The following is a 24820-nucleotide window of genomic DNA, read 5'->3' as shown; positions in this document are numbered from 1 at the left end:
TCCGGTACGGTCCGTCCGCTGACAGGATGGTGGGCGTGAAGGAGATCCGGTGCACGCCCGAACGGCTCGACCGCTGGCTCACCGGCTTCGCCGAGCGACACGGAGAGACGTCGTACGCCGCGACACCGCAGATCGTGACGGTGACGGCGGCCGATGGTGCGCGGGCTGAGTGTCGCGTTCCGTTCCCTCCGCTCGCGGTCGACGAGACTCAGCAGTACGCCGGGCTGGTCGAGCACGCCCGCCGTGACCGGACGGTCGGCGTCGTACTCGTCCGGATGGGTGGGTACGCCGCCGGAGTGTTCGAGGGTCGCCACCTGGTGGCGTCGAAGGTCGGTTCGCGCCTGGTGCAGGGCCGGTCCGCCGCCGGCGGCTGGTCACAGCAACGGTTCGCCCGGCGGCGGGAGAAGCAGGCGAGGGAGGCGTTCGGCGCGGCCGCGGACGTCGTCGCCCGGGTGGTTGTCCCCCGTGCCGAAGCGGGCGAGCTTGACGCGGTCGTCGTTGGTGGTGACAAGCGGGCAGTCGAGCAGGTCCTCGCCGACACCCGGCTGGGAGCGCTGCACCGGCTCGTCGCACCGCCGCATCTGCACGTGCCCGACCCGCGCCTGGCCGTGTTGCGGCGAACACCTGAGGAGTTCCGGGCCGTCCACATCCGGCTCAGCGCCGCAGCTTGGGGATGATGTCGCGGCCGTACGCCTCGAGCGTGCGTTCGGGTTCGTCGTGCATGAGGTACAGGGCGAAGTGGTCGACCCCGATCTCGGCGAGCTCACGGAGCCGGTCCACGTGCGCCGACTCCGGACCGACCAGGCAGAACCGGTCGACGATCGCGTCGGGTACGAAGTCGGTGGACGGATGGCCGGCCTTGCCGTGGTGGGAGTAGTCGTAGCCATCCCGCCCGGCGATGTAGTCGGTGAGCGCCCGGGGGATCGGGCCGTCCGTGCCGTAACGCGCGACGAGATCGGCCACGTGGTTGCCGACCATCCCGCCGAACCACCGCAGCTGGTCCCGCTGATGCGGCAGGTCGGCGCCGACGTAGGCCGGTGCCGCCACGCAGATGGTGATCGCGCCCGGATCACGGCCGCTGTCAAGTGCGGCTTGACGAACCGACCCGATCGTCCAGCGGGCGATGTCGAGGTCGGCCGTCTGCAGGATGAAGCCGTCGGCCACCTCACCGACGAGGCGCAGTGCCTTCGGGCCGTAGCCCGCGAGCCACATGGGCAGCCTTCCCTCGCGTACCCACGGGATCCGCAGGGGTACGCCGTGGTGGACGACCTCGCGGCCTTCGGCGAGTTCCTTGATGACGTGCATGGACTCGCGCACGGTGGCGAGGGTGGCGGGTCGCCGGCCGATCACCCGGTGGGCGGAGTCGCCGCGCCCCATCCCGCAGATCGTGCGGTTACCGTACATCTCGTTGAGGGTCGCGAACATCGACGCGGTCACCGACCAGTCGCGCGTTCCGGGGTTGGTGACCATCGGACCGACCGTCATGCGCGACGTCGCCGCGAGGATCTGCGAATAGATGACGAACGGCTCCTGCCACAGCACGTGGGAGTCGAAGGTCCAGCCGTAGCTGAAACCGTTGCCCTCGGCCAGCCGCATCCGGTCGACGACGTCACGGGCCGGCGGATCGTTCTGCAGGACCACCCCGAATTCCATGCGTCCCCCAAGTTTCCTGCGTGTGTTGTCGACGGTGCGAGCGGGCCAGAGTGCAGGCGCTCGCTCAGGTGAGGTACTGGCAGAGGTCGCGGGCGAGGAACCCACCGTGGCCTGCCCGACCGTGGAACTCCCCGCCGGTGATGACGATCTGCCCACGCGAAAGCACCGTCTCGACCCGGCCGGTGATCGACATTCCCTCGTACGCGGAATAGTCGACGGCCATGTGATGCGTACGCACCGACAGGGTTTGTCGTGCCCGCGGGTCGTAGACCACGATGTCGGCATCGGACCCTGGCGCGATCACGCCCTTGCGGGGATAGAGGCCGAACATCCGCGCGGGCGTCGTCGAGGCGATCTCCACCCAGCGGCCCAACGAGATCTCGCCGCGGACGACGCCCTGGTGCAACAGATCCATCCGGTGTTCCACGCCCGGGATGCCGTTGGGAATCTTCGAGAAGTCACCCTTGCCGAGCTGTTTCTGGTCCTTGAAACAGAACGGGCAATGGTCGGTTGACACCACCGAGAGATCGTTCGTCCGGAGCCCACGCCACAGCTCGTCCTGGTGCTCGACGGGGCGCAGCGGTGGCGAGGCGACGTACTTCGCACCCTCGAAGTCCGGCCGGCCGAGATCGTCGAGGGACAGGAAGAGGTACTGCGGGCAGGTCTCGGCGTACACGTTCTGCCCGGTGTCGCGGGCAGCGGCCACGGCTGCCAGCGCCTGGCTCGCCGACAGGTGGACGATGTAGAGCGGCGCACCGGTGACCTTCGCCAGGGTGATGGCCCGGTGGGTTGCTTCCGCCTCGAGCTCCGGCGGCCGCGTCGTGCCGTGGTGTACGGGATCGATCCGACCCTCGGCCAACGCCTGGACGACCAACTGGTCGATCGCGATGCCGTTTTCGGCGTGCATCATGATCGTCGCGCCGATGTCCTTCGCCTTCTGCATCGCCCGCAGGATCTCGCCGTCGGTCGCGTAGAACACTCCGGGGTAGGCCATGAACATCTTGAAGGAGTTCACTCCGGCCCCGACGCAGGCGTCCATCTCCTTCAGCGTGGCGTCGTTGACGTCGGAGATGATCATGTGGAAGCCGTAGTCGACCGCGGCCTTGCCGGCGGCTTTCCCGTGCCATGTCTCCAACGCCGACAGCAGGGACGTGCCCTTGGGCTGCACCGCGAAGTCGACGATGGTCGTGGTGCCGCCCCAGGCGGCGGCGGTGGTACCGGTCTCGAACGTGTCGGCCGAATGCGTTCCGCCGAAGGGCATCTCCATGTGTGTGTGGACGTCGATGCCACCGGGCAGGACGTACTTCCCCGCGGCGTCGATCACCCGGTCCGCACCCGCCGCCCAGGTGTCGGCGAGGCCTGACTCGGGCGCCGCGACCGCCGCGACCTTCTCACCGGCGACGAGCACGTCGGCGGGGGTCGCGCCGGTGGTCGAGATGAGGATTCCGTTGCGGATGACCGTGTTCATCGCATGCGTCCCTTCGACCTAAGGCGTCACGAGAGAGTCGTAGGTCTCGGGCCTTCGGTCGCGGTAGAAGGCCCACAGATCACGCACCTCGGACAGCACCGCCATGTCGAGGTCGCGGACGACCACCTCGTCGTCGGTGTCGGATGCGGCGTCGCCGACCACCTGCCCGCGCGGGTCGGCGAAGTACGACTGACCGTAGAAGTCGTTGTCTCCCAGGGGTTCGACGCCGACGCGGTTGAGCGCCCCGACGAAGTACTCGTTGGCGACAGCGGCAGCCGGCTGCTCGAGCCGCCACAGATACTGCGAGAGGCCGCGGCTCGTCGCCGAAGGATTGAAGACGATCCGCGCGCCGGCGAGTCCGAGCGCGCGCCAGCCTTCGGGGAAGTGGCGTTCGTAGCAGATGTAGACACCGATGCGCCCGACCGCGGTGTCGAACACCGGATAGCCGAGGTTCCCGGGTCGGAAGTAGAACTTCTCCCAGAACCCTTTCACCTGCGGGATGTGGTTCTTGCGGTGCTTGCCGAGGTAGCGCCCGTCGGCGTCGATGACAGCGGCGGTGTTGTAGTAGACGCCCGGCTGTTCCTCTTCATACATCGGGACCACGAGCACGATGCCGTGCTGACTGGCGAGCTCGCACATCAGCTGCGTCGTCGGGCCGTCGGGGATCTGCTCGGTGTAGGAGTAGTAGTCGGCGTCCTGCACCTGGCAGAAGTACGGACCGTAGAAGAGTTCCTGCAGACACACGACATGCGCGCCCTGCGAGGCCGCCGTCTGGATGTGCGCGACCGCATTCGCGATCATCGAGTCCTTGTCGCCGGTCCAGCGTTGCTGCACGAGCGCGGCCCGCACCGTTCCCGGCGTACTTCTCGAGTCAGGCATGGTCAGACACTCCCCTCCTTAGTCGGCGTCGGTGCGAGTTCGGCGTTGGCGTACCGACTCGCGACAATGGCGGACGGATCCCTGAGGTCGACCCGGCCGTCGTGATGGACGACCTGCTCCTGCGACTCTCTCGTTGCCGTCATCGCCCCCCGCTCCCCTCGCCGGTCCCACCTGGCGAAGCCCCACCGTCGCGAAGGCTTGGATGCCACCTGCGTGCGGCAGACCAGCGCCTCGTCAGGCCGATGCTAGGCGATCACCGGACCGGTCGGGGCAAAACGGTGAACGGCGAGGCGGCTTGGAGCGAGTCGCGATCGAAGCTCTCGTCGTACTACCGGGCGCGGTAGCGGGCGAGCGCGGCGGCGACGAGATCGATACTGGCCGCCTCGCTCGGCTCGGCCCAGCAGATGAGCTCCGACACGCCTTCGGACTCCCAGGCGGCGAAGGCGTCCGCGCGATCTGATCGGCGTCGCCACGGATGACCCGCGTCGGATCCTGGTCGTCACCGTCGGGGTTCGCGGTCTGGCCGCCGGGAGCGGCGATCCGGATGCCGGCGGTGCGGGCCAGCGTCGCCGGGTCGCGGCCGATCTCCTGGCAGGCGGCGGTGAGGGCGGCGTTCGCCTCCCGGAACCGGTCGCCGGGCAGGCCGAACCACGCGAGGTTCCAGCTGTCGGCGTACTCCGCGGTGAGCCGGAGCATGCGTGGCCGAACTCCGGCCACCAGCACGTCCGGGCCGGTCCGGTCCGGGCGGATGCGTACGGGCGCGTCGGCGGCGTGGTGGAAGCGACCGGACACGGACGCACGGCCCGTACGCAGCATGGTCGTGATGATCTCCAGCGCCTCCGCGAACCTGCGGACCCGGTGGTCGAACGGCAGCCCGAACGCCTGGAACTCCGGCTCGTGCCACCCCGCGCCCAGGCCGAGGACCACCCGGCCGCCGCTGATCTCCTGCAGTGTGTCGGCCATCCGGGCGAGGACGGCGGGTGGTCGGAACGCCGTACACAGCACCAGCGCGCCGATGCGTACGCGTGACGTGGCGTCGGCGAGCGCGCTCATCACCGTCCATGCCTCCCACGGCGACGCCGCCGCATCCTCGGTCGACTCGCCGAGCAGGTGGTCATAGACCCACACCGAGTCCAGGCCGGCGTCCTCTGCGCGGGTCGCGAGGGACCGGATGTCGGCGTAGCTCAGCGGCACACCCGGCCGCGACTCCTCGCCCAACGGCAAGATCAGGCCCACACGCATGGATCCCCTTCCACCGGGAGGTGAGGTCCGCAGCCTTCGCGTACTCGGTGGTGCGAGGTGCGGCGGGCTGTCGGCCATCAGTGCTACCGGCGGCAGCGTATCCGTCCAGGCCGGCTCGAAGGAACGACAGTGGTCCCCAGGCGCGTTGAACCCGCATGTTCTTCGACACCGACGCGACCCTCACCGGGTGTCACGATTTCCGCGACAAGGGTGTTGACCACCTGCGCTATCCGGTCGACTCGGTCGTCGTTCTCGTCGGGATCCCAGGTGCCGGCAAGAGCACCCTTCTGCACAGGCTTTCCGGGACCGCCGCTGACGAGCCCCTCCCGGAGCAGCGGGGAGGCGTCCGGATCGTCGACTCCGAGCAGGAACGTTTCCGCTGGCAGCGGTACATGGGGAGCCATGCCTACGCCTGGTGGCGCCCGGCCGTGCACGCGGTGCACTACGGTCGCGTCTGGGCGGCGATCCGGCACGGAGGTCCGGTGATGGTTCCCGACTGCGGTACGCGTCCTTGGGTACGCAGCCTGCTGGGGCGCCTCGTCGCTGCTGAGCGTCGCGTCCTGCACCTCGTGCTCCTCGATGCGACACCAGAGCAGGCCCGGGCGGGTCAGCGGGCGCGAGGGCGATCCCTTGGCGTGCAGACCTTCCAGCGGCACTGTCGCCGATGGGGCGCGCTCCTGGCCGCGGTGGAACGGGAGGGAGACCCGGCACATCTGGTGCCCGGCGCCCGGTCGGCGGTGGTCCTGGACCGGCGGTCGGCGGAGCGGCTTCGCGCCGTGAGTTTCACCGGCGTGTCGCAGCGGTCGGACTACGGCGTTGTCGCCGAACTCCGGTCCGGTTCCTGATCCTCCCCCTGTTCCTCGGCCTGACCTTGTTCCTCGGCCTGACCTTGTTCCTCGGCCTGACCTTGTTCCTCGGCCTGACCTTGTTCCTCGGCCTGACCTTGTTCCTCGGCCTGACCTTGTTCCTCGGCCTGACCTTGTTCCTCGGCCTGACCCTGATCCTCGCCCGCACCCTGATCCGTACGCCGCCTCTGTTCTTCATCGCGACCCTGGTCCAGGGCCGGCCCATGCCCGCGCTGACGTCCGGACAGGAGTACCGGGAGGACGACGAGGACCACCATCAGGGCCAGCAGCACGATCGAGGCCGGCCGCTGGACGAAGATGTCAGGACTGCCCTGAGAGATGATCATCGTCTGACGCAAGCTCTCCTCCGCGATCGGCCCGAGGACCAGCGCGACCACGAGCGCGGCCGGCGAGAATCCGTGGAGCCGCATGAAGAATCCGAGCACCCCGCACCCGATCATGACGGCGACGTCGACCATGCTGGCGTTGACGGTGAAGGTGCCGAACGTACAGAGGACGACGATGATCGGGGCGAGCACGCGGAACGGCACCCGCGCGATACCCGCGAACGCCGGAATGCAGAAGATGTTGACCAGCAGCAACATCGCGTTCCCAAGGTACATGCTCGCGATGAGGCCCCACGCGAACTCGGGGTTCTGTTCCATCAGCAACGGACCTGGCTGCAGGCCCCACATCAGGAATCCACCGAGCAGGACGGCTGTGGACGCGGAGCCCGGAATGCCCAGCGTCAGAAGTGGAACCATCGCACCCGCCGAAGCGGCGTTGTTCGCCGCCTCCGGGCCGACGAGACCCGGCATGGCGCCCTTGCCGAACCTCTCCGGTTTCGCCGAGAGCGACTTCTCCACGCTGTAGGACATGAGGGACGCAACGGTGGCCCCTGCTCCCGGCGTCGTGCCGACGAAGAAGCCGAGGAACGAGCCGCGCAGGATCGGCCCCCGCGACTCGAGGACATCGGCGCGGTTCGGCCAGAATCCCTTGGCGCGGGCGCTGACGGAGAAGTAGCCGAGCCGTTCCAGATACCCACCACGGTAGAGCGTGTGGAACACCTCGCCGAGCCCGAAGATCCCGATGGCGACCGGGATGAAGTCGATGCCGTTGATGAGTTCCGGCGAGCCGAACGTGAACCGCTGCTCGCCGCCGCCGATGTCCACGCCGACCGTCGCCAGGACGAAGCCCATGAGAGCGGAGAGCCCACCAAGCAGACGGTTCCGGCCGATGACGACAACCAACGTGAGAAGGCCGGCGAGCACCAGCAGGAAGAGCTCCGGCGGGCCGAACCGCGACGTCACCGACGCCAGCAGCGGCGCCGCGACGCTGATGAGCAGCGTCCCGACCGTGCCGGCGACGAACGACGCGACTGCGGCCATGACGAGTGCGGGACCGGCTCGGCCCCGGCGGGCAAGGGGATAGCCGTCGAACGTGCTGGCGACGGTCGCTGACTCGCCCGGTGTGTTGATGAGTACCGACGTGATCGTGCCGCCGTACATCGCGCCGTAGTAGATCGCGGCGAGCATGACGATCGCACCGGTCGGATCGAGGGAGAACGTCAATGGCAGCAGGATGGCGATACCCGCGGACGGGCCGAGACCGGGCATGACACCGACCACCATGCCGACCAGAACGCCCAGGGCGAGCAGGACGAGGTTCTGCGGGCTGAGGACCGTCGCGATGCCCGTCGCGAGATGCTCCAGGATCTCCATGCGCGGGCGTTCCTTCTAGAAGATTCCGGAGGGCAGCTGGGCGTCCAGGACCCTCTCGAAGAGCACGTAGAGCGTGACCGGCAGGCCGACACCGACAGCGGCGTTGCCGACGAGCCGGCGGCGCCCAGGATTGAGCAGCATCAGCGCGCCGGAGAGGAACACCACCCCGCCGACAAGTGCGCCGGCCACGGCCAACAGGACGAAGAAACCCACACACGCACAGACAGCGCCAGCCAACAGGGGCGGATGAGTCGGGGCCCCGGTGTCGGCCCTGGCCCCGGTGTCGGCCCCGGCCCCGGTGTCGGCCCCGGTGTCGGCCCCGTCCCCAGGATCGTGTCGCCACAAGGCGACGAGGCAGAGGACGAGCGCGGCCACACCGATGAGCCGTGGAAAGAACCCCGGACCGATCTGCCCCGAGGGCATCCGCCATGCCATGTCCCAGGACAGAACGGAGTATCCGGCAAGCACGCCCGCGAGCACGCCGAGGAACATGCCACGAGCGCCGAGCCGCCGAAGCCTCATATCGCACCGCGTTCGCGCAGGATCTCCTCCAGCTCCTTGGAGGTGTCGGCGATGAACTGGCCGAAGTCGTCGCCCCAGCGGACGTCCTCGACGAGAAAGTTGTCGCGCAGGTAGGCCTTCCACTTCTCGGTCCGTACGAGCTTCTTCATCGTGGTGATCCACCACTGCCGGGCGTTGTCCGGCACCTCGGGCGGCAGGATCAGTCCGCGCGGCATGGTGGGAAGGTCGGTGAACCCGAGCGACTCACCGGTGGGTACGTCGGACAGCTTCGCCGGCGACTCGCGCCCGGTGAAGAGCAGCGGCACCATGTCGCCGGCGTCGATCTGGCCCATCACCTCGCCCGGGTTGGAGACCACCGCCTCGAGGGACTTCGACGTCAGGGCGGTGAGCAGTTGTCCCTCGTCGTTGAACGGTACGTAGTCGATCTTGTAACCGGCCTTGGCGGCGAACATGTCGTGGAGGATGAAGTCGACGTTGACGGTGCCGATGCCGCCGACCGCGACGGTGCCCTTGCCCTTGGCATGGTCGACCCACTGCTGCCAGGTCGCCAGACCGCTGCCGGCATTGACGACCAGCAGCGCGGCGTCGGTCGCGAAGAGGCCGACCGGAGTGAAGTCGGTAGGAGTCCAGCCCGGATCGGACTCCAGCGGCGTGGTGAGGAACGATCCCGACGTGGTCGAGATGACATAGGGATCGCCGGACTTTCTGAAGACGTGGCCCCAGCCCGTCGCGCCGCTGCCACCCTCGCGGTTCTGGACCGCGATGTGTTCGGGATAGAGCTTCTCCCGCTCGAGGATGTCGACCATGGTGCGCGACATGATGTCGTTGCCGCCTCCTGGGCCGAACGCGATCGTCCAGTCCAGGTCCTCCGACGGGTAGTCGGCCTCGCCCCCGCCCGTCGCGGCTCCGTCGGCACACCCCGCCACGCCGACAGCCGCGGCACCCAGGGCGAGGAACGTTCTTCTCGGGTACGCATGCGTCATTGCAAGGCTCCCTTCGTTCCGGTCGTACGCCGGATCGGCGTGGCCGGGTGGCCCTCAGCCGAACCGTGGAGTGCGCTTGTCGAGAAAGGCGCGGACCCCTTCGGCGTAGTCGGCGGTGTCGAACGACGTATTTCGCAGGTCGGTCGTCACCGCGTCCTCGGTGGTTTGCCCGGCGACGATCCGGTTGACGATCGTCTTCGCCGCCCGGACGCTGAACTGCGCGCGCGTGCTGAGCAGGTGGGCAAAGTCGTAGGTGTGCTTCTCCAGGTCGTCGACCGGTGTCACCTCGTCGAGCAGGCCGACCCGCAGTGCTTCGGGAGCCGACATCTTCTCGCCGGACATGAGGATCCACTTGGCCCGTGACGGTCCCGCGAGGTCGACCAGCCGCTTCGTGGACTCGAGGCTGTAGACGAGACCGAGCTTGGCCGGGGTGATGGCCATCGTGGTGCGCTCGTCGCCGAACCGCAGGTCGGCCGCGAACGCGAGCCCCGCGCCCCCGCCGATGCAGTAGCCGTGGATCATCGCGATCGTGGGTTTGTCGAGCTGTTCGATGGACTGCTCGGCCGCGGCCACCCGGTCGTTGTAGACGCGGGCCTTCCCGGCGTCGCCGCGGACGCGTTCGAACTCGCTGATGTCCGCCCCGGATGCGAACGACCGGACGCCGGCACCCCGCAGGACCACCACCTTCACCGACTCGTCGGCCGCGAGCACGCCGAAGAGGTCGGGGAGAGCGGTGTACATGTCGAGGGTGATGGCGTTGTGGCTGTCCGGGCGGTTGAGCAGCACGGTGGCGACGGCACCGTCTCGCCGCAGAACAAGGTCGCCGTCTGGAGCGGCGAAACGGTCGGCATGGCTGGCGGAGTTCACGATTCGACACCTGCGCGGTCGTAGGGGGTGGTGGAGGTCTGGGGGGCGGGCCCCCGATGCCGCTGCATCTCCGGATGGGCGTCGAACGCGATGCTGTCGACGAACAACGCCGCGATCTCGTCGTCGGCGAGCCCCGCCTCGGTGAGGACCTCGACCGTGTGCTGGCCGAGCCACGGCGCCGGAGCCCTGACGGCGAAGTCGAACTCACTGAACTTCGTGGGTGGCCCGATGGTGTTCATCGCCCCGATGATCGGATGGTCGAGGTCGACCACCATGCCGCGGGCCCGCACGTGGGGATCGGCCAACGCCTCGTCGTAGGTGAGGACGGGTCCGCCCGGGACACCGGCCTTGTCGAGTGCGTCGATCCATTCCTGCGTACGACGGCGGGTGGTGATCGCCTCGATCTCGCGTTCGAGGTCGTCGATGTTGCTCAGCCGGTCGGGGAGCGTGCGGAAACGGGGGTCGTCCAGCCACTCGGTCCGGTCGAGGACGCCGGTGACGAGGCGTTCCCACAGCCGGTCGTTGTTGGCGCCGATCGTGACGTAGCCGTCGGCGGTGCGGAAGGCCTGGTACGGCGTCGACCGGCGGTGTCGGGTGCCGGTGGGTGCGGGGAGTTCGCCGCTGCCGAACCAGGCACCGGACTCCCACACCGTCCAGGCGAGGCCGGCTTCGACCAGCGAGACGTCGATGTGCTGCCCCTTTCCGGTGCGCTGGCGGAGGAGAACGGCTGCGAGGATCGAGTAGATGGCCGTTGCGCCGGCGGCGAGGTCGTTGACCGCGATGCCGACCTTCGCTGGCCGTCCATCGGGATGGCCGGTCATGCGGAGGAACCCGACGGCGCCCTGCGCCATGATGTCGAAGCCCGGCCGGTCGCGGTAGGGCCCGTTCTGGCCGTAGCCGCTGATCGAGCAGTAGAGCAGGTCCGGTCGCAGGGCACGCAGGGCTTCGTAGTCGATGCCGAGCCGGGCGACGACGCCGGGCCGGAAGTTCTCGATCACCAGGTCGGCGCCGTCGACGAGGCGGAGGAACGCCTCCCTGCCCCGGTCGGCCTTCAGGTCGAGGGAGACGCTGCGTTTGCTCCGGTTGGGCATGGCGAACGGATAGCTCTCGCCGTTGACCTTGGGGCTGAGCCGCCGGGAGTCGTCACCGGTGATTGGCTGCTCGATCTTGATCACGTCGGCGCCGAGTTCGGCGAGAACCATCGTCGCGTACGGGCCGGACAGGAACCGGGTCAGGTCGAGGACTCTGAGTCCGTCAAGGGGCAACATGTTCGGTATTCCTCCCGTGTTGCCACGAATCCGTGCAATCGGTCATTCGAGCCATTGGTCGAGACGGTGCTTGCCACAAAAGCCATGGATGCCGCAAAGTGGGATAACATCCTGTAATTCAGGAACACTAGGCAGGGAGGCAGGGTGACGTCAACGGATTGGCAGGATCCGAACACATCGGGTGGCGTCCTGGGCTCCGGCGTTCCCGGTGGCAGCGCCCCCGGCACGAACGGACCCGAATCCCCGGGCGCGGAGGAGGGCGTATCCGAGCCGCCCGTGCGTCGCCGAGGCGTGCAGTCCATCGATCGCGCCGTCATGATCCTGCGCTGCTTCGACGCCCGCCATCCCGAGCTGGGCATCAGTGACATCGCCCGGATGACCGGACTGTCGACGAGCACCACGCACCGGCTGCTCGGCGCGCTGCAGGACAACCGGCTGGTACGCCAGACCCGCGACCGCCGCTATGCCCTGGGCTCACTGCTGGTCCAGCTCGCCCGCGGTGGCGCGATGGCGACAAGCGTGCGCGAGGCCGCCCTCCCGGCGATGACCCGGCTCCGCGACGAGATCGACGAGACCGTCGGCCTGCACGTGTTGCTGCCCACCCATGACCGCGCGGTCATCGACCAGGTGGAGAGCCGCCAGCCGCTGCGTCGCAGCTACACCGAGTTCGGCGCACCGATCCCGCTGCCCCTCGGCGCGCCCGGCAAGGCACTCCTCGCGCACCTCGCCCACACCGTGCAGGAGTCGATCCTCGCCCGGCCGATACCGGCCGCCACCCCGGCGACGGTCACCGACCCGGTGCTCCTTCGCAAGCAGCTGGCCGAGATCCGCGCCCACAACTTCGCGCTCTCCTACTCCGAGCGCACGTCGGGTATCCGGACGATCGCCGCCGTCGTCTTCGACGGCTCCGACCTTCCGGCGGCATCGATCAGTGTCTCCGCGCCCGAGGTGCGGATGCCCAACGAACGGATGGAACGCCTCGGCCCGGTCGTCGCGGCCACGGCATGGTCGATCTCCGAGGCCCTCGGTGCGACCCGCGACGGCGTGGCCGCACAGATTGCCCTGGCCAGCCCACCCGTGGAGTGATCGACGTCCACCCCTTCAGTCGTCGAGGCCACGGGCCGCGAGCGCGTCACCCATGGCGTCGGCCTTCTTGAGCAGGCGTACGACGAGGGACACCGCGAGGGCGACCGGGCTGCGTTCGAGGCCACGGGCCCGCTGCGCTTCCCGGGTTTCCGCGTACGTCTGGGCGACCAGGGGAATGCAGCGCACCGTGAGGGCCAGCACGAGACCGACCCGCATCGGGCTGACGCCGACCCGCTCGAACGGACGCAGGGCCGACTCGAACGCGTCGAGCATCGCCGTGACCCGGGTCGTGAGCGTGACCAGCGCTGCGAGCGCCACCAGGACGAGCAGTTGACCGACGACGAGGACCGCGTGGGCGGGTCCGGCGCTCACCCACTGGAACGCCAGGAGCGGTACGGCGAACCAGCAGACCGGACGGACCTGCGCGAAGCCCACCCGCCAGGGGATCTGCGCGGCCGCCACCAGAGCCAGGGTGAGCACGACCGCGACGCCGAGGGTGGACACGGCGGTGATCCGCAGGATGACCACCGCCGCGACGGCGAGCGCGGTGAGCTTCGCGCCGGCCGGAAGCCGGTGCAGGAGCGACGACCCCGGTTGGTAGAGGCCCAGACCGCCGTGACCGGGAAGGGCGGCGTTCATGTGAGCAGCTTCCGGTAGGCGTCGACCGCGTCGTCCGCGGTGCCGTCGGCGACCAGGCGCCCGTGGTCGAGGACGAGAACGCGTTCGAACCCGTCAAGCAGTTCGAGGTGATGCGTGACGAGGACGACCTGCTGAGGAAGCCGGCGGAGCAGGTCCGTGACCATCCGTGCGTTGCGCAGGTCGAGCAACGTGGTCGGCTCATCACAGACCAGCGTGGTGGGCTCGGTGACGAGAACCCCGGCGAGGGCGAGCAGCTGCAGCTGGCCACCGGAGAGCAGGTGGGCGGGGTGATCGGCGTAGTCGGCGAGACCGTACGCCTCGAGCGCGGCCTGCGCTCTCCGGGACACCTCCTCGCGGGGCAGGCCGAGCCGGCGCAGGCCGAACGCCACGTCCTCACCGACGGTCGGCATGACGACCTGGGCATCGGGATCGGTGAAGACGAAGCCGACCCGGCGGCGGACCTCGCGGCCGTCGGTCCGGGTGTCGAAACCGTCGACCTCGACTGTGCCGTGGGTCGGCACCACCAGGCCGTTGAGCAGCCGCGCGAAGGTGGACTTGCCGGACCCGTTGGCACCGACGACACCGATCCGCTGCTCGGTCAGGCGTACGTCGAGATCGGCCAGGACCCGCCGGGAGCCGTAGTGGTGGGAGACGCCCCGCAACTCGATCACCGGTCGCTCCCGGTCCTTGTTCGCCGCCCGCCGGAAGTCGAGCCGACGCGGCGTACCAGTGCGGCGACGCCCATGCCACCGCCGACGGAAACCGCGGCGAGTCCGAGCGACGGGCCGTCGTCGCGCACCATCCGGGTGAAGAGCCGGACCATCACGACAGCGCCGGTCGCGCCCCAGGCATGGCCGAGCGCCAGTGCGCCACCCTCGGGACAGAGCCGGTCGGGGTCGAGGTCGAGCGCGTCGGCGCAGGCCAGCACCTGTCCGGCGAAGGCCTCCACGAACTCGATCGCGCCGATGTCGTCCATGCCCAGCCCCTGCCGGTCGAGCACCTGCCGCACCGCGGCGACCAGACCCAGACCCGGCCGGCCCGGGTCGGTACCCGTGCACGCCCAGTCGAGGATGTGCAGGCCCGGCCAGTTGTGCCGCGCCCGCAGGCGTTCAGGGACGACGGCGACCGCCGCGGCGCCGTCGTTGACGCCGCAGGAGTTGCCGGCGGTGACCGTTCCGCCTGCGTCGTCCGGGACGAACGCGGGACGCAGCCGGGCCAGCCGGGCCGACGTGAGACCGGCGCGCGGGCGTTCGTCATGATCGAGCCCGCCGACCGGAACGAGCTCGTCGGCGAACCGCTTCGCCTCCATGGCCGCGACCGCCCTCGCGTGGCTTCGCGCCGCGTAGGCGTCCTGGCGGCCTCGGGAGACGCCGGCCTCGTGGGCCACCAAATCCGCGGCCTCGCCCATCTCCGGATCGGGATATGGCGGGGGAGCGAACGGCGCCCGTTCGTAGGGCTGCGGCTCGCCGCCTTGCTCGCTGCCCGGCCCGCCCGCTCGTGCGGGCCAGCTGCGGATCGGCGCCGTCGAGGCACTCTCCGCGCCGCCGGCGAGGTAGACCGCACCTCTCCCGGCCTTGACCAACCCTGCCGCGAGGGTGATCGCCTCCAGCCCGCTGCCGCACTGGCGGTCGACCGTCAGGCCCGGCACGCCGGGGCCGAAGCCGGCCGCGAGCGCGGCCACCCTTGCCACATTGCCGCCGGGACCCATGCAGTTGCCGAGGACGACCTCGCTGACGTGCCGGGGTGAGAGGCCAAGGTCGTCGACCAGCGCGCGGAGAACGGGCGCGGCCAGCTGTTCCACCCGCACGTCGGCGAGCCCTCGGCCGCGGCTGCCGAGGGGGGTACGCCTGGCCGCCACGATCGCCGGGGCGTTCGGGTCCGTGCGTTCGGGTGGGGCGGCTTCCACGTGGTTCAGAATGTTCACGTAAGTGCCCGGACGACAAGGCTGCCGTCCGCGAGTCCGGCGATGACCTCGGCGCGGGCGACCTTGCCCGAGCCGGCACGTGGGAGCCGGTCGACCTCGTACCACACCCGTGGTCGATGGGAAGGGTGCAGTTGGTCGGCGATCGCGGCCCGCAAGGTCGCCAGGGCGACACCGCCTGGGCCGTCCGGCTCGACGACCGCGACCACGACCTGCCCGAGTTCACCGTGCGGCGTGCCGACGACCGCGACGTCGGCGACACCGGACGCGAGGCGAAGAGCGCGTTCGACCGCCTCGGCGGCGATGGTCGCCCCGCCGCAGTTGATCGACTGGTTCGAACGACCGGTGACGATGAGGGTGCCGTCGGGCTCGAGGCAGCCGTGGTCGCCGACGCTCGCGTACCCGTCGGCGGAGAGGTCGAGTCCCTTGGCGAGGTACCGACTCCGCGCCCAGATCACGCCATCACGGACCTCGACCTCCACATCGGGGAACGGCCGCATCGCGCCCGGGGGAGAACCACGCCGGCGGAGCGCGACGAACGACAGCTCGGCCGCCCCGTAGTAGTCGATGACCTCGATCCCGGCCGCACCTGCCACCGCCTCCACTGTGGGGGCGAGGTGTGCGCCGGCACAGACCGCCCGCCGCAGCCGACTGGTCGCCGGGTCGACCCGGCCGGCGAGGACGCCGAGCATCGCGGGAACGACGTGAGCCGTGGTGCAGCTCACCGTCGCCTCCGTCGCGAGCGTGGGCGACCAGTGCGACAACGGGTGGATCGCCGCACCCATGACAAGGGCGTGCAGCGCGCCGAAGAGGAAAAGCGTTCCCGACATCCGGCCGGGGATCAGCACGGTGTCAGTGGCGTCGACGCCGGTGAGCGCCGAGAACGCCGGAAAGCTGTACGTCCACGACTCCTGCGTACGCACGACCGGCCGCGGGACGCCCGTGCTGCCGGAGGTGAAGACGACCAGGCACCCCGCTCCGCCATGGCGTTCGGCGGCCGCGGTCGCGGCGTCGAGGGCGGGACCGCGCATGGCGTGCGGCCATGCGGAGTCGGCGACGATGATGCTGGCACCCACGCGTTCAGCGGCCATCAGGTCGACCAGCAGGCGGACCGGCTCGCCGTCGAAGGAGATGACCACGCCTCCAGGCCCCACGCCCTCCGCGGAGAGTGCGTCAGCGCGCTCGGACGCCCGGTCGGCGAGCGCGCCGAAGCTCAGGGGGCCGCACGGACCGACGACAGCCGGCCGCTCAGGTTCGGTCGCCGCGCGGCGGGCCACGTCACGGAAGATGGCCATCGTTTCGCACCGTACCCCCTGCCGTCCCCTCAGAGGCCCCGCTCGTGGATGTGCCTCCTGAACGCGGCGTACGCAATGTGGGATAGCCGGCATGGACGCCCTTGGCGACGACGGTGGCGACCGCGGCCTTGATGAGGTCACCGGGCAGGAAGACCGCCGCCGCCACCATCGTGGCCACCAGGCCCGACGTTCCAGTGCGGGCGGCCTGCACGGGGATGCCGATGGCGTAGACGACGGCGATGCCACCGACGACGTTGGCGATGAACCCGACGGGCAGCGTGTACCGCGGCATCGTCTTCTCGGTCAGCCAGCCGGTGACCCAGGCGCCCAACGGGAACGCGAGGAAGTAACCGGCCGACGGGCCGGCGAGGACGCCGATCCCGCCGCGTCCGCCGGCGAGCAGCGGCAGGCCGGCGAGGACGAGGACGCCGAACGTCGCCACCGCGAGGAACCCGCGTCGCGCGCCGAGGATCGACCCGGCCAGCATGACGCCGAGGGTCTGCGCCGTGATGGGGACGGCGTTGCCGAAGAGGTTGAACGAACCAGGAAGGCCTAGCGCGGCGATGAGGGCCGCGAACAGGGCGATGACGGCGAGGTCACGCGTCGGTAGTCGGCGACGGGAGGGCACGGGCGGCTCCTTCGGCAGGCTTACGTCTGTTCGGGCGTCGGCAGTCCGAGCGTAGGCGCGTTGACGTGCGATGCCCGCTCCCGCCATCGCCAACCTCCCGGCCGCAGGCTTGGAGCGATCCGACAATGCCGCTGCGGCCGCGAGGTGTAAATGACCACGCTGGGCATGCCTGTGGCCGCCCAGCCGGGCGACGACGCCTCTCCGGCTACCACAGGCATGCCCAGCGTGGTCATTTACACCTCGGCCAGCCCTGTACGGCACGTGCGCGGCGATCCGGTGGGGCGATCCGGTGGGGCGATCCGGTGGGGCGATCCGGTGGGGCGATCCGGTGGGGCGATCCGGTGGGGCGATCCGGTGGGGCGATCTGGTGGGGTGGCGATCTGGTGGGGTGGCGATCTGGTGGGGTGGCGATCTGGTGGAGGCGGAGGAAACCCGGAGGCGGGACGCGCGGCTCGTTCTCTAGACTGGTCCGCATGCTCATCCGCTGTGCTTGATCGGACACTCCTTCGCCCACGTGTCCCCTGTGTCCGATCGGCTCCGGAGCGTTCTCAAGTGATCACGGCCAGCAACCTCGAACTCCGCGCGGGTGCGCGACTCCTCCTCTCCGACGTATCTTTCCGCGTCTCTCCCGGTGACAAGGTCGGCCTTGTCGGCCGCAACGGCGCCGGCAAGACCACGCTGACCCGGGTACTCGCCGGTGACGGCCTCCCGGCAAGCGGTGACGTGACCCGGGTCGGATCCGTGGGCTACCTACCCCAGGACCCGCGGACCGGCGACCTCGACGTCACCGCCCGCGATCGGGTGCTCTCCGCCCGCGGTCTCGACGACGCCGTACGCGAACTCCGGTCGACCGAACTGGAGATGGCGGGCGCCGCCGGGCGCGAGCGTGACAGCGCGGCTCAGGACCGGGCGATGCGGAAGTACGCCAGGGCCGAGACCGAGTTCCTCGCCCGGGGCGGTTACGCAGCGGAGTCAGAAGCCGCGCAGGTGACCGCCAACCTCGGCTTGCCCGACCGGGTGCTCGGCCAGCCACTGCGTACCCTCTCCGGCGGCCAGCGACGCCGGATCGAACTCGCCCGCATCCTCTTCTCCGGCGCCGACACCCTGCTGCTGGACGAACCGACGAACCACCTCGACGCCGACTCGATCGGCTGGCTGCGGGAGTTCCTCCGTGCGTTCAAAGGCGGACTCGTGGTGATCAGCCACGACGTCGGGCTGTTGGAGGCGACTGTCAACCGCGTCTTTCACCTCGACGCCAACCGGGCAGAGCTCGACATCCACAATGTCGGCTGGAAGGTCTACCTCACCCAGCGCGAGGCCGACGACCGGCGCCGCAAGCGCGAACGTAGCAACGCCGAACGCAAGGCTCAGGCCCTCATGGCCCAGGCCGACCGGATGCGGGCGAAGGCCACCAAGGCGGTCGCAGCGAAGAATATGGCCCGCCGGGCCGAGCGCCTGATCGCCGACCTCGAACCCGAACGACGATCCGACCGCGTGGCGAAGATCCGGCTGTCCGAGCCCGCACCCTGTGGCAAGACGCCGTTGACAGCGACCGGTTTGTCCAAGTCGTACGGCTCTCTCGAGGTCTTCACCGACGTCGACCTCGCCATCGACAAGGGAAGTCGAGTCGTGGTTCTCGGCCTCAACGGTGCAGGCAAGACGACGTTGCTGCGTATTCTCGCCGGCACGGAAAGTCCCGACACCGGAATCGTCGAGGCCGGACACGGTTTGCAGCTTGGCTATTACGCGCAGGAACACGAGACCCTCGATATCCGGCGTACCGTCGGAGAGAACATGGCCTCGGCCGCACCGGATCTCACCGACAGGGAGGCGCGCCGCGTCCTCGGTTCGTTCCTGTTCACCGGCGATGACGTGGACAAGCCGGCGGCCGTGCTTTCCGGGGGTGAGAAGACCCGCCTCGCGCTCGCGCGGCTCGTCTGCTCCGCCGCCAACGTCCTCCTGCTCGACGAACCGACAAATAACCTCGATCCGGTTTCGCGACAGGAAATTCTTGGTGCAATTCGGTCGTACAAAGGGGCGATCGTCCTCGTCACCCACGACGAGGGTGCGGTCGCGGCCCTCGAACCCGAGCGGGTATTGCTTCTTCCCGATGGCGTTGAAGATCTCTGGAACACCGAATATGTTGATCTTGTAAGCCTCGCCTGACCCCAGAATCCTGGCCGGGACGTCCGCCCCCACCGTGCCTGCCCGCAACAGAAGAGAAAATAATATTGGCGCGACACGGCCGATCTTCCGTTGGTAACGAGGCATGGGTCGGCGGATCATGGGGCATTGGTATTGATCGAATGCTGTACGCCATCGGTACCACGTGAGCGTGAGCTGTCGGTGAATGAGACCGAGCGCGACGTGAGCGCGTGACCGATACGTCGGCATCACTGGGGCGGGTCGGCGAACGGAAAGCCGAACGCGACCATCACACTCGTCAGCGGGAGGCAGGCGTGGCCGAGACTCTGAAGAAGGGCGTACGGGTCACCGGAACGCAGCGGGACAAGCTCGCGGCGGACCTCAGGAAGAAGTATGACGGCGGAAAGAGCATCCGCACCATCGCTCAGGAAACGGGCCGGTCCTACGGGTTCGTGCACCGGCTGCTGAGTGAGTCGGGGGTGAGACTTCGCAGCAGGGGTGGCGCCACGCGCACCAAGAAGGTGCGGGTCTAGCGCCGACGTGGGACTGGGGTGTGGACGCCCACACCCCAGTCCCGACACCTGGTGTCGAGGGGGGATCGCGCCTGCTGCAGAAGAGCGTTGCCCTGGAGCGGGGTGTTGCTCCTGGTCGCCACGCCGCGCGCAGACGATGGGACGCAGCGCGACACCGGTGCGGTCAGATGGTGCGTTCAGATGGTTGGTGCCGCGCGTTCAGATGGTGCGGAGCACGCCGCCGTCAACAGCGACGGTGGTCCCAGTGATGTAGGACGCCACCGGCGACAGGATGAAGGCCGCGACCCGACCGAACTCCGGCGGCGAGCCATAGCGACGCAGCGGTATCTCCGCCTCGCGACGTCGCCGGAGAGCCTCGGGATCGGCACTCTGCGCGGCAAGTTCGCGACTACGCTCAGTGTCGAAGCTGCCGGGCAAGAGGCCGTTGACGCGCACACCGGCCGGACCGAGTTCGTCGGCCAGTGTCTTGGACAGGCCGGCAAGTCCCGGTCGCAGGCCGTTGGAGATGGCGAGGTTCGGGATGGGTTGGCGCACCGAACTCGACAGGACGAACCCGATCGACCCGCCGTCGCGACACGCCGCCGCAACCGCCCGGGCGAGGCGTAGCCCACCCAGGAAGACCGACTCGAATGCCGCCCGCCACTGGTCTTCGTCGGAGTCGAGTGCGCTTCCGGCAGGTGGGCCGCCGACACTGATGAGGGCACCGTCGAGGCGTCCCCACTTGGCCATCGCGGTGGCGACCAGGCGTTCGGCCGAAGCCGGGTCGGCGTTGTCGGCGGCGACGCCGACAGCGCGCGCGGTGCCCAGACTCGCGGCAGCGCGCTGGACGCCGTCTTCGCCGCGGGCGGAGATCACCACATAGGCGCCCTCGGCGACGAGGACCTCGGCGGTTGCCCGGCCAAGCCCCCGACTTGCTCCGCTGAGAAGGAACACTCGGTCCCGCACCCCAAGATCCACGGTGCATCATCCTGCCTCATGGTGGTCACGCATTGCATGCAGAAACTGTAAGTGTCCGGCGAAATTTGGGGCATCCAGGTGCACCTTCCCGCATCATGATCACGTTCCGCACACAGGGCCGGTCGCTGGGCCGGTCGCTGGGCCGGTCGCTGGGCCGGGCTGCCCGTCCACCGGCGGCCAAGCCGACCGGCCCGCGACGGCGTGAGCGTACGGTCGGAGGCATGTCTGGAGACGACGTGGTCGACCTCGCAGGCGTGGGGCGATGGCTGCGGTCGGCTCGCTCAGCTCGGGCGGTGACGGTGCTCACCGGTGCGGGTGTCTCGACGGATTCCGGAATTCCCGACTTCCGCGGACCGGCGGGAGTGTGGACCACCAACCCCCGTGCCGAGCGGCTGTCGACGCTGGCCGACTACCTGTCCGATCCCGCCGTACGAATCGAAGCCTGGCGGCAGCGGCAGAAGCACCCCGCCTGGACCGCGCGGCCGAACGCGGCCCACCGGGCGCTGGCGGCGCTCGAGTCCGCCGGCGTCGTCCGCACGCTCGTCACCCAGAACATCGACGGTCTGCACCAGCGGGCCGGCTCGGAGAACGTGATCGAGCTCCACGGCACGGTCTGGTGGGCGGTCTGCCTGGAGTGTGAGGTGCGTACGCCGATGGCCGACGTACTCGCGCGGGTCGAGGCGGGTGAGCCCGACCCACGGTGCCTGGAGTGTGCCGGTATCCAGAAGTCGGCGACGATCTCGTTCGGGCAGTCGCTGGATCGGGAGGTGCTCGAGCAGGCGGCGCGCGCCGCGGCATCATGTGAAATCCTCCTGGCCGTGGGTACGTCGTTGCAGGTGCATCCGGCGGCCGGACTGTGCGACGTCGCGGTCGCGGCGGGCGCGAAGCTCGTCATCGTCAACGCCCAACCGACGCCCTATGATGCGGCCGCCGCGGCGGTGGTCCGCGTACCGATCGGCGACGCGCTCCCACGCCTCGCCGAGACGTCCGGCTCGCCGATCCCAGTGGCGCCAGACGATCAAGAGGCACCGTGACCACCATTCCGGCTGGCACTCCGGCAAGAGCCAGGAGCATCTGCTCGCGATCCACTACCGCTCGGTCGGGCTCGGTGCCGGCCTGCTGCGGGCCGGTCAGTCTGCCGTCCATCGAACCCGCCCTGGGAAACCCGGTGGATGAGCCCTGAACGGCGCGCCCATAATGGGGTCGAACGAACGTATGCGAGGAGAAGTCGCGGCATGACGCGCGTGGGACAGCGAGCTAGGTGCGCCGAGCTGGGCGCTGGGGTCTTCGGCATGAGCTGAGTCCGCAGTCCGGCCCCTCGGTCCGGCTCGGCGTGGGTGAGATCACCCGGTCCCTGATCTGCCAGGTCCCTCAGCTGTTGAGGCACCGCCGCCGTCCCGATCCGCCGGAGGCCTCCCGTGCGTACCCCTGACATCCGTCGACTGTTCCTCGACTACTTCCGCGAGCGCGGCCACCAGCTGGTGCCGTCGTCCTCGCTCGTGCCCGACGACCCGACGCTCCTGCTCACGACCGCGGGCATGGTGCAGTTCAAGCCGTACTTCCTGGGCGAGTCCTCGCCGCCGAAGGACCGCCTGGTGTCGCTGCAGAAGTGCGTACGAACGGTCGACATCGACAACATCGGCACCACCGACCGGCACTCGACGTTCTTCGAGATGCTCGGCAACTTCTCCTTCGGCGACTACGGCAAGGCGATCGCGGTGCCGTGGGCGTACGAGTTCCTGACCGACGTACTCGGCCTCGCGCCGGAGCGGCTCTGGGCGACGGTCTACCGCGAGGACGACGAGGCCGTCGAGCTGTGGCGGCGCGTCGGCATCCCGATCGAGCGCATCCAGCGGCTCGGCGTCGCCGAGAACTACTGGGACACCGGCGGTCCGGGTCCGTGCGGTCCGTGTTCGGAGATCTTCTACGACAGGGGTCCCGCCTACGGTCGCGAAGGTGGACCGGCGGTCGACACCGACCGGTACCTCGAGGTCTGGAACCTCGTCTTCATGCGCTACCTCCGCGGTGAGGGTGGTGACGAGAACACGATCCCGTTCGTCGGGGACCTGCCGCGGCCCTGTCTCGAGTCGGGACTCGGGCTGGAGCGGGTCGCGATGGTCCTGCAGGGTGTCGACACCATCCACGACATCGATGTGATGGCGCCGGTGATGGCGCGCCTCGGTCAGCTCACCGGGGCGGACGTCCGTGCCGAGGGTCAGCGCCGTCCGGCGCGGATCGTCGTCGACCACGTGCGGGCGGCCGCGTTCCTGCTCGCGGACGGCGTACTCCCCTCGAACGAGGGACGCGGTTATGTGCTCCGTCGGCTGCTGCGCCGGGCCATCCGCCACGGTCAGGCGCTGGGAGTGGACCATCCGTTCCTCCACGACCTCGCGGGTACCGTCGTCGACCAGCTCGGTCAGGTCTGGCCCGAGCTGACCGAACGCCGCGGCCTGGTCGAGCAGGCGATGGGACACGAGGAGGACGGATTCGGGCGGACGCTCGCGCAGGGTGCACGGCTCCTCCACACCGCGATCCGGCGTACGCGTGAGGAGGCGGTGCGCCGGAGCTCCACGTCGACGACACCGGCGCAGCCGGTGCTGTCGGCGCGACCCGTGCTGTCGGGGCGTACCGCGTTCGAACTCCATGACACGTTCGGCTTTCCGGTCGACCTGACCACCGAGATCGCGGCCGAGGCCGGGTTGGTGGTGGACACGGACCGGTTCGAGGCGCTGATGGACGACCAGCGCCGACGTGCGCAGCGGGCGCGAGGCGAGGCGCGTACGCAGGGCGATGACCGTGGCCGTGGGCAGGCGTACCGGACCATTCTCGACCGCACCGGGGCGACGCGCTTCGTCGGCCACGACCGGCTCACCGAGGAGGGCTCGATCATCGGGCTGGTCCGGGACGGGACCGAGGTACCGGCGGCGCTCGAGGGTGAGCACGTCGAGGTGGTGCTGGACCGGACGCCGTTCTACGCCGAGTCCGGTGGGCAGGTGGGCGACGCCGGAGTGATCCGTACGCCTGACGGCAGCGAGCTGCGGGTGGTCGACACCGGTCTCGGTGCGGGTGGCGACCTTCACGTCCACCGGGCGGAGGTGGTTCGTGGCGAGCTGCGCGTCGGCCAGTCTGTGCACGCGGTCGTGGACGATGACCGGCGGTCGGCCACCGCACGCTCGCACAGCGCGACCCATGTCCTGCACGCGGTGCTGCGCGACACGCTCGGCGACCACGCGCGCCAGCACGGGTCCCTCGTCGCGCCCGGCAGGCTACGTTTCGACGTCACCCACTTCGCGCCGATCGAATCCGACGCGCTCGTGCGCATCCAGGACGAGGTGAACCAGCGACTGCTCTCCGATCCGGAGGTCCGTATCTGGCAGGCGAGCCGTGCCGAGGCGCAGGAGGCGGGGGCGATCGCGCTCTTCGGCGAGACGTACGGCGAGGTTGTGCGGGTGGTCGACATCGGCAACTTCTCCCGGGAGCTCTGCGGCGGTACCCATGTGGGCCACGGCAGCCAGGCCGGTCCGGTCCGTCTGGTGGGGGAGACGTCGGTCGGTTCAGGCGTACGCCGGATCGAGGCGTTGACCGGGATCGACGCGCTCCGGTACAGCGACCACGAGCGGGTCCTGGTCGAGCAGATCGCCGCCCTGCTTGGGGTTCCGCGGTCCGGCGAGATCCTGCGCCGCCTGCAAGGTCGCCTTGACGCACTGGCGCGGGCCGAGGGTGAGCTGGCTGACGTGCGGCAGCGCGAGCGGGCGAAGCTGGCTGAACGCCTTGCCGGAAAGGGCCGCGACGCCGGTGGTCGGTGGATCGTGGCCGAACGACTGGACGATCCGGGCGTGCGTGACGGTCACGACGTCAAGCAGGGCGAGGAGATCCGGGCGTTGGTCGACGGCGTCCTCGCGTACTGCCCGTCCGGGCGTCCTGGTGGTGCGGTGCTCGGGATGGTGCGGGACGGCAAGGCGCAGCTGGTTCTGGGGATCAATTCCGCGATGGAACAGCTGACCGCTCCGGCCCGGGACCTCCTGCGGCCCGCGGGACGCACGATCGGTGGTGGCGCTGGCGGGGTCGGCCGCATCGCGCACGCGGGTGGTCGGGAGGTGAACCGGCTCGATCAAGCCCTCGCGCAGGCGGCTCACCACCTCGCCACGTCGACCCGTACGTGAATCGC

General features: G+C 69.6%; 24 protein-coding genes. 8 read left to right on the top strand and 16 right to left on the bottom strand.

Going from position 1 to position 24820, the window contains the following annotated elements:
* Positions 1-26: 26 nt before the first annotated feature.
* Complete coding sequence (locus tag ABN034_RS03185; protein ID WP_502878949.1) at positions 27-677, top strand: acVLRF1 family peptidyl-tRNA hydrolase; 651 nt, start codon at positions 27-29, stop codon at positions 675-677.
* Here ABN034_RS03185 and ABN034_RS03180 read toward each other — a convergent pair.
* From ABN034_RS03180 to ABN034_RS03160, 5 genes are all read right to left on the bottom strand, one after another.
* Positions 655-1653, bottom strand: a complete 999-nt coding sequence (locus tag ABN034_RS03180; protein ID WP_349689440.1) for a TIGR03842 family LLM class F420-dependent oxidoreductase — start codon at positions 1651-1653, stop codon at positions 655-657. The genes ABN034_RS03185 and ABN034_RS03180 overlap by 23 nt on opposite strands.
* A 64-nt stretch (positions 1654-1717) precedes the next feature.
* Complete coding sequence (gene hydA, locus ABN034_RS03175) at positions 1718-3121, bottom strand: dihydropyrimidinase (protein ID WP_349689439.1); 1404 nt, start codon at positions 3119-3121, stop codon at positions 1718-1720.
* An 18-nt stretch (positions 3122-3139) separates the two neighbouring features.
* Positions 3140-4000, bottom strand: coding sequence for a nitrilase-related carbon-nitrogen hydrolase (locus ABN034_RS03170; protein ID WP_349689438.1), 861 nt, complete (start codon positions 3998-4000; stop codon positions 3140-3142).
* A gap of 2 nt (positions 4001-4002) precedes the next feature.
* Positions 4003-4143, bottom strand: a complete 141-nt coding sequence (locus ABN034_RS03165; RefSeq protein WP_349689437.1) for a hypothetical protein — start codon at positions 4141-4143, stop codon at positions 4003-4005.
* 91 nt (positions 4144-4234) lie between these two features.
* Positions 4235-5242: an LLM class flavin-dependent oxidoreductase gene (locus ABN034_RS03160; protein WP_349689436.1), complete on the bottom strand. Its 1008-nt coding sequence runs from the start codon at positions 5240-5242 to the stop codon at positions 4235-4237.
* A gap of 155 nt (positions 5243-5397) precedes the next feature.
* Between ABN034_RS03160 and ABN034_RS03155 the strand changes: the two genes are divergently transcribed.
* Positions 5398-6087, top strand: a complete 690-nt coding sequence (locus tag ABN034_RS03155) for an AAA family ATPase (protein ID WP_349689435.1) — start codon at positions 5398-5400, stop codon at positions 6085-6087.
* Here the strand turns inward: ABN034_RS03155 and ABN034_RS03150 are convergent.
* Genes ABN034_RS03150 through ABN034_RS03130 form a run of 5 tightly spaced genes read right to left on the bottom strand, consistent with a single transcriptional unit; the run spans position 6051 to position 11448 of the window.
* On the bottom strand, positions 6051-7808 hold the full coding sequence (locus ABN034_RS03150; RefSeq protein WP_349689434.1) for a tripartite tricarboxylate transporter permease: 1758 nt from the start codon (positions 7806-7808) through the stop codon (positions 6051-6053). The genes ABN034_RS03155 and ABN034_RS03150 overlap by 37 nt on opposite strands.
* Before the next feature lie 15 nt (positions 7809-7823).
* Positions 7824-8330: a tripartite tricarboxylate transporter TctB family protein gene (locus ABN034_RS03145; RefSeq protein WP_349689433.1), complete on the bottom strand. Its 507-nt coding sequence runs from the start codon at positions 8328-8330 to the stop codon at positions 7824-7826.
* The gene (locus ABN034_RS03140) at positions 8327-9313 is read right to left on the bottom strand and encodes a Bug family tripartite tricarboxylate transporter substrate binding protein (RefSeq protein ID WP_349689432.1); all 987 of its coding nucleotides are present in this window, start codon (positions 9311-9313) and stop codon (positions 8327-8329) included. Before ABN034_RS03140 ends, ABN034_RS03145 begins: the two co-directional genes overlap by 4 nt.
* 54 nt (positions 9314-9367) lie before the next feature.
* The gene (locus ABN034_RS03135; RefSeq protein ID WP_349689431.1) at positions 9368-10180 is read right to left on the bottom strand and encodes an enoyl-CoA hydratase-related protein; all 813 of its coding nucleotides are present in this window, start codon (positions 10178-10180) and stop codon (positions 9368-9370) included.
* Positions 10177-11448, bottom strand: a complete 1272-nt coding sequence (locus tag ABN034_RS03130) for a CaiB/BaiF CoA transferase family protein (RefSeq protein ID WP_349689430.1) — start codon at positions 11446-11448, stop codon at positions 10177-10179. Before ABN034_RS03130 ends, ABN034_RS03135 begins: the two co-directional genes overlap by 4 nt.
* A gap of 144 nt (positions 11449-11592) precedes the next feature.
* Here ABN034_RS03130 and ABN034_RS03125 point away from each other — a divergent pair, with 144 nt between their 5' ends.
* A complete protein-coding gene (locus ABN034_RS03125) occupies positions 11593-12534 on the top strand; it encodes an IclR family transcriptional regulator (RefSeq protein ID WP_349689429.1) in 942 nt (313 codons plus the stop codon).
* A gap of 15 nt (positions 12535-12549) precedes the next feature.
* Here ABN034_RS03125 and ABN034_RS03120 read toward each other — a convergent pair whose 3' ends face one another.
* Genes ABN034_RS03120 through ABN034_RS03100 form a run of 5 tightly spaced genes read right to left on the bottom strand, consistent with a single transcriptional unit; the run spans position 12550 to position 17017 of the window.
* The gene (locus tag ABN034_RS03120; RefSeq protein ID WP_349689428.1) at positions 12550-13173 is read right to left on the bottom strand and encodes an energy-coupling factor transporter transmembrane component T family protein; all 624 of its coding nucleotides are present in this window, start codon (positions 13171-13173) and stop codon (positions 12550-12552) included.
* Positions 13170-13844: an energy-coupling factor ABC transporter ATP-binding protein gene (locus ABN034_RS03115; protein WP_349326596.1), complete on the bottom strand. Its 675-nt coding sequence runs from the start codon at positions 13842-13844 to the stop codon at positions 13170-13172. Before ABN034_RS03115 ends, ABN034_RS03120 begins: the two co-directional genes overlap by 4 nt.
* Positions 13841-15079, bottom strand: coding sequence for a thiolase family protein (locus ABN034_RS03110; RefSeq protein ID WP_349689427.1), 1239 nt, complete (start codon positions 15077-15079; stop codon positions 13841-13843). Before ABN034_RS03110 ends, ABN034_RS03115 begins: the two co-directional genes overlap by 4 nt.
* A gap of 14 nt (positions 15080-15093) precedes the next feature.
* Positions 15094-16389 carry a class I adenylate-forming enzyme family protein gene (locus ABN034_RS03105; RefSeq protein ID WP_349689426.1) on the bottom strand — a complete coding sequence of 432 codons (1296 nt, stop codon included), beginning with the start codon at positions 16387-16389 and terminating at the stop codon, positions 15094-15096.
* Positions 16373-17017, bottom strand: a complete 645-nt coding sequence (locus ABN034_RS03100) for a biotin transporter BioY (RefSeq protein ID WP_349326601.1) — start codon at positions 17015-17017, stop codon at positions 16373-16375. The genes ABN034_RS03105 and ABN034_RS03100 overlap by 17 nt, the downstream gene beginning before the upstream one ends.
* A gap of 289 nt (positions 17018-17306) precedes the next feature.
* Here ABN034_RS03100 and ABN034_RS03095 point away from each other — a divergent pair, with 289 nt between their 5' ends.
* The 3 genes from ABN034_RS03095 (at position 17307) to ABN034_RS03085 (ending at position 19695) form a co-directional block, all read left to right on the top strand.
* Complete coding sequence (locus ABN034_RS03095) at positions 17307-17480, top strand: hypothetical protein (RefSeq protein ID WP_349689425.1); 174 nt, start codon at positions 17307-17309, stop codon at positions 17478-17480.
* 89 nt (positions 17481-17569) lie between these two features.
* Positions 17570-19183 carry an ABC-F family ATP-binding cassette domain-containing protein gene (locus ABN034_RS03090; protein ID WP_349689424.1) on the top strand — a complete coding sequence of 538 codons (1614 nt, stop codon included), beginning with the start codon at positions 17570-17572 and terminating at the stop codon, positions 19181-19183.
* A gap of 293 nt (positions 19184-19476) precedes the next feature.
* Positions 19477-19695: a helix-turn-helix domain-containing protein gene (locus tag ABN034_RS03085; RefSeq protein WP_349326605.1), complete on the top strand. Its 219-nt coding sequence runs from the start codon at positions 19477-19479 to the stop codon at positions 19693-19695.
* A 198-nt stretch (positions 19696-19893) separates the two neighbouring features.
* Here ABN034_RS03085 and ABN034_RS03080 read toward each other — a convergent pair whose 3' ends face one another.
* Positions 19894-20640: an SDR family oxidoreductase gene (locus ABN034_RS03080; protein WP_349326607.1), complete on the bottom strand. Its 747-nt coding sequence runs from the start codon at positions 20638-20640 to the stop codon at positions 19894-19896.
* A 233-nt stretch (positions 20641-20873) separates the two neighbouring features.
* On the opposite strand from ABN034_RS03080, the gene ABN034_RS03075 reads away from it, so the two are divergent.
* Together ABN034_RS03075 and alaS are read left to right on the top strand one after the other, a co-directional pair.
* Positions 20874-21686: an SIR2 family NAD-dependent protein deacylase gene (locus ABN034_RS03075; RefSeq protein WP_349689423.1), complete on the top strand. Its 813-nt coding sequence runs from the start codon at positions 20874-20876 to the stop codon at positions 21684-21686.
* Positions 21687-22070: 384 nt separating this feature from the next.
* Complete coding sequence (gene alaS / locus ABN034_RS03070; protein ID WP_349689422.1) at positions 22071-24815, top strand: alanine--tRNA ligase; 2745 nt, start codon at positions 22071-22073, stop codon at positions 24813-24815.
* Positions 24816-24820: the final 5 nt, after the last annotated feature.

It is taken from the genome of Actinopolymorpha sp. B11F2 (assembly GCF_040195635.1).
Classification (GTDB): Bacteria; Actinomycetota; Actinomycetes; order Propionibacteriales; family Actinopolymorphaceae; genus Thermasporomyces.
The sequence above is the reverse complement of the archived record's forward strand: the minus strand, read 5'-3'. Positions and strand labels throughout refer to the sequence as shown.

What these genes read in the sequence shown, in the direction of transcription:
- ABN034_RS03185 (WP_502878949.1), top strand. Translation starts at nt 27, where the DNA reads ATGGTGGGCGTGAAGGAGATCCGGTGCACGCCCGAACGGCTCGACCGC.
- ABN034_RS03180 (WP_349689440.1), bottom strand. Translation starts at nt 1,653, where the DNA reads ATGGAATTCGGGGTGGTCCTGCAGAACGATCCGCCGGCCCGTGACGTC.
- hydA (WP_349689439.1), bottom strand. Translation starts at nt 3,121, where the DNA reads ATGAACACGGTCATCCGCAACGGAATCCTCATCTCGACCACCGGCGCG.
- ABN034_RS03170 (WP_349689438.1), bottom strand. Translation starts at nt 4,000, where the DNA reads ATGCCTGACTCGAGAAGTACGCCGGGAACGGTGCGGGCCGCGCTCGTG.
- ABN034_RS03165 (WP_349689437.1), bottom strand. Translation starts at nt 4,143, where the DNA reads ATGACGGCAACGAGAGAGTCGCAGGAGCAGGTCGTCCATCACGACGGC.
- ABN034_RS03160 (WP_349689436.1), bottom strand. Translation starts at nt 5,242, where the DNA reads ATGCGTGTGGGCCTGATCTTGCCGTTGGGCGAGGAGTCGCGGCCGGGT.
- ABN034_RS03155 (WP_349689435.1), top strand. Translation starts at nt 5,398, where the DNA reads ATGTTCTTCGACACCGACGCGACCCTCACCGGGTGTCACGATTTCCGC.
- ABN034_RS03150 (WP_349689434.1), bottom strand. Translation starts at nt 7,808, where the DNA reads ATGGAGATCCTGGAGCATCTCGCGACGGGCATCGCGACGGTCCTCAGC.
- ABN034_RS03145 (WP_349689433.1), bottom strand. Translation starts at nt 8,330, where the DNA reads ATGAGGCTTCGGCGGCTCGGCGCTCGTGGCATGTTCCTCGGCGTGCTC.
- ABN034_RS03140 (WP_349689432.1), bottom strand. Translation starts at nt 9,313, where the DNA reads ATGACGCATGCGTACCCGAGAAGAACGTTCCTCGCCCTGGGTGCCGCG.
- ABN034_RS03130 (WP_349689430.1), bottom strand. Translation starts at nt 11,448, where the DNA reads ATGTTGCCCCTTGACGGACTCAGAGTCCTCGACCTGACCCGGTTCCTG.
- ABN034_RS03120 (WP_349689428.1), bottom strand. Translation starts at nt 13,173, where the DNA reads ATGAACGCCGCCCTTCCCGGTCACGGCGGTCTGGGCCTCTACCAACCG.
- ABN034_RS03105 (WP_349689426.1), bottom strand. Translation starts at nt 16,389, where the DNA reads ATGGCCATCTTCCGTGACGTGGCCCGCCGCGCGGCGACCGAACCTGAG.
- ABN034_RS03075 (WP_349689423.1), top strand. Translation starts at nt 20,874, where the DNA reads ATGTCTGGAGACGACGTGGTCGACCTCGCAGGCGTGGGGCGATGGCTG.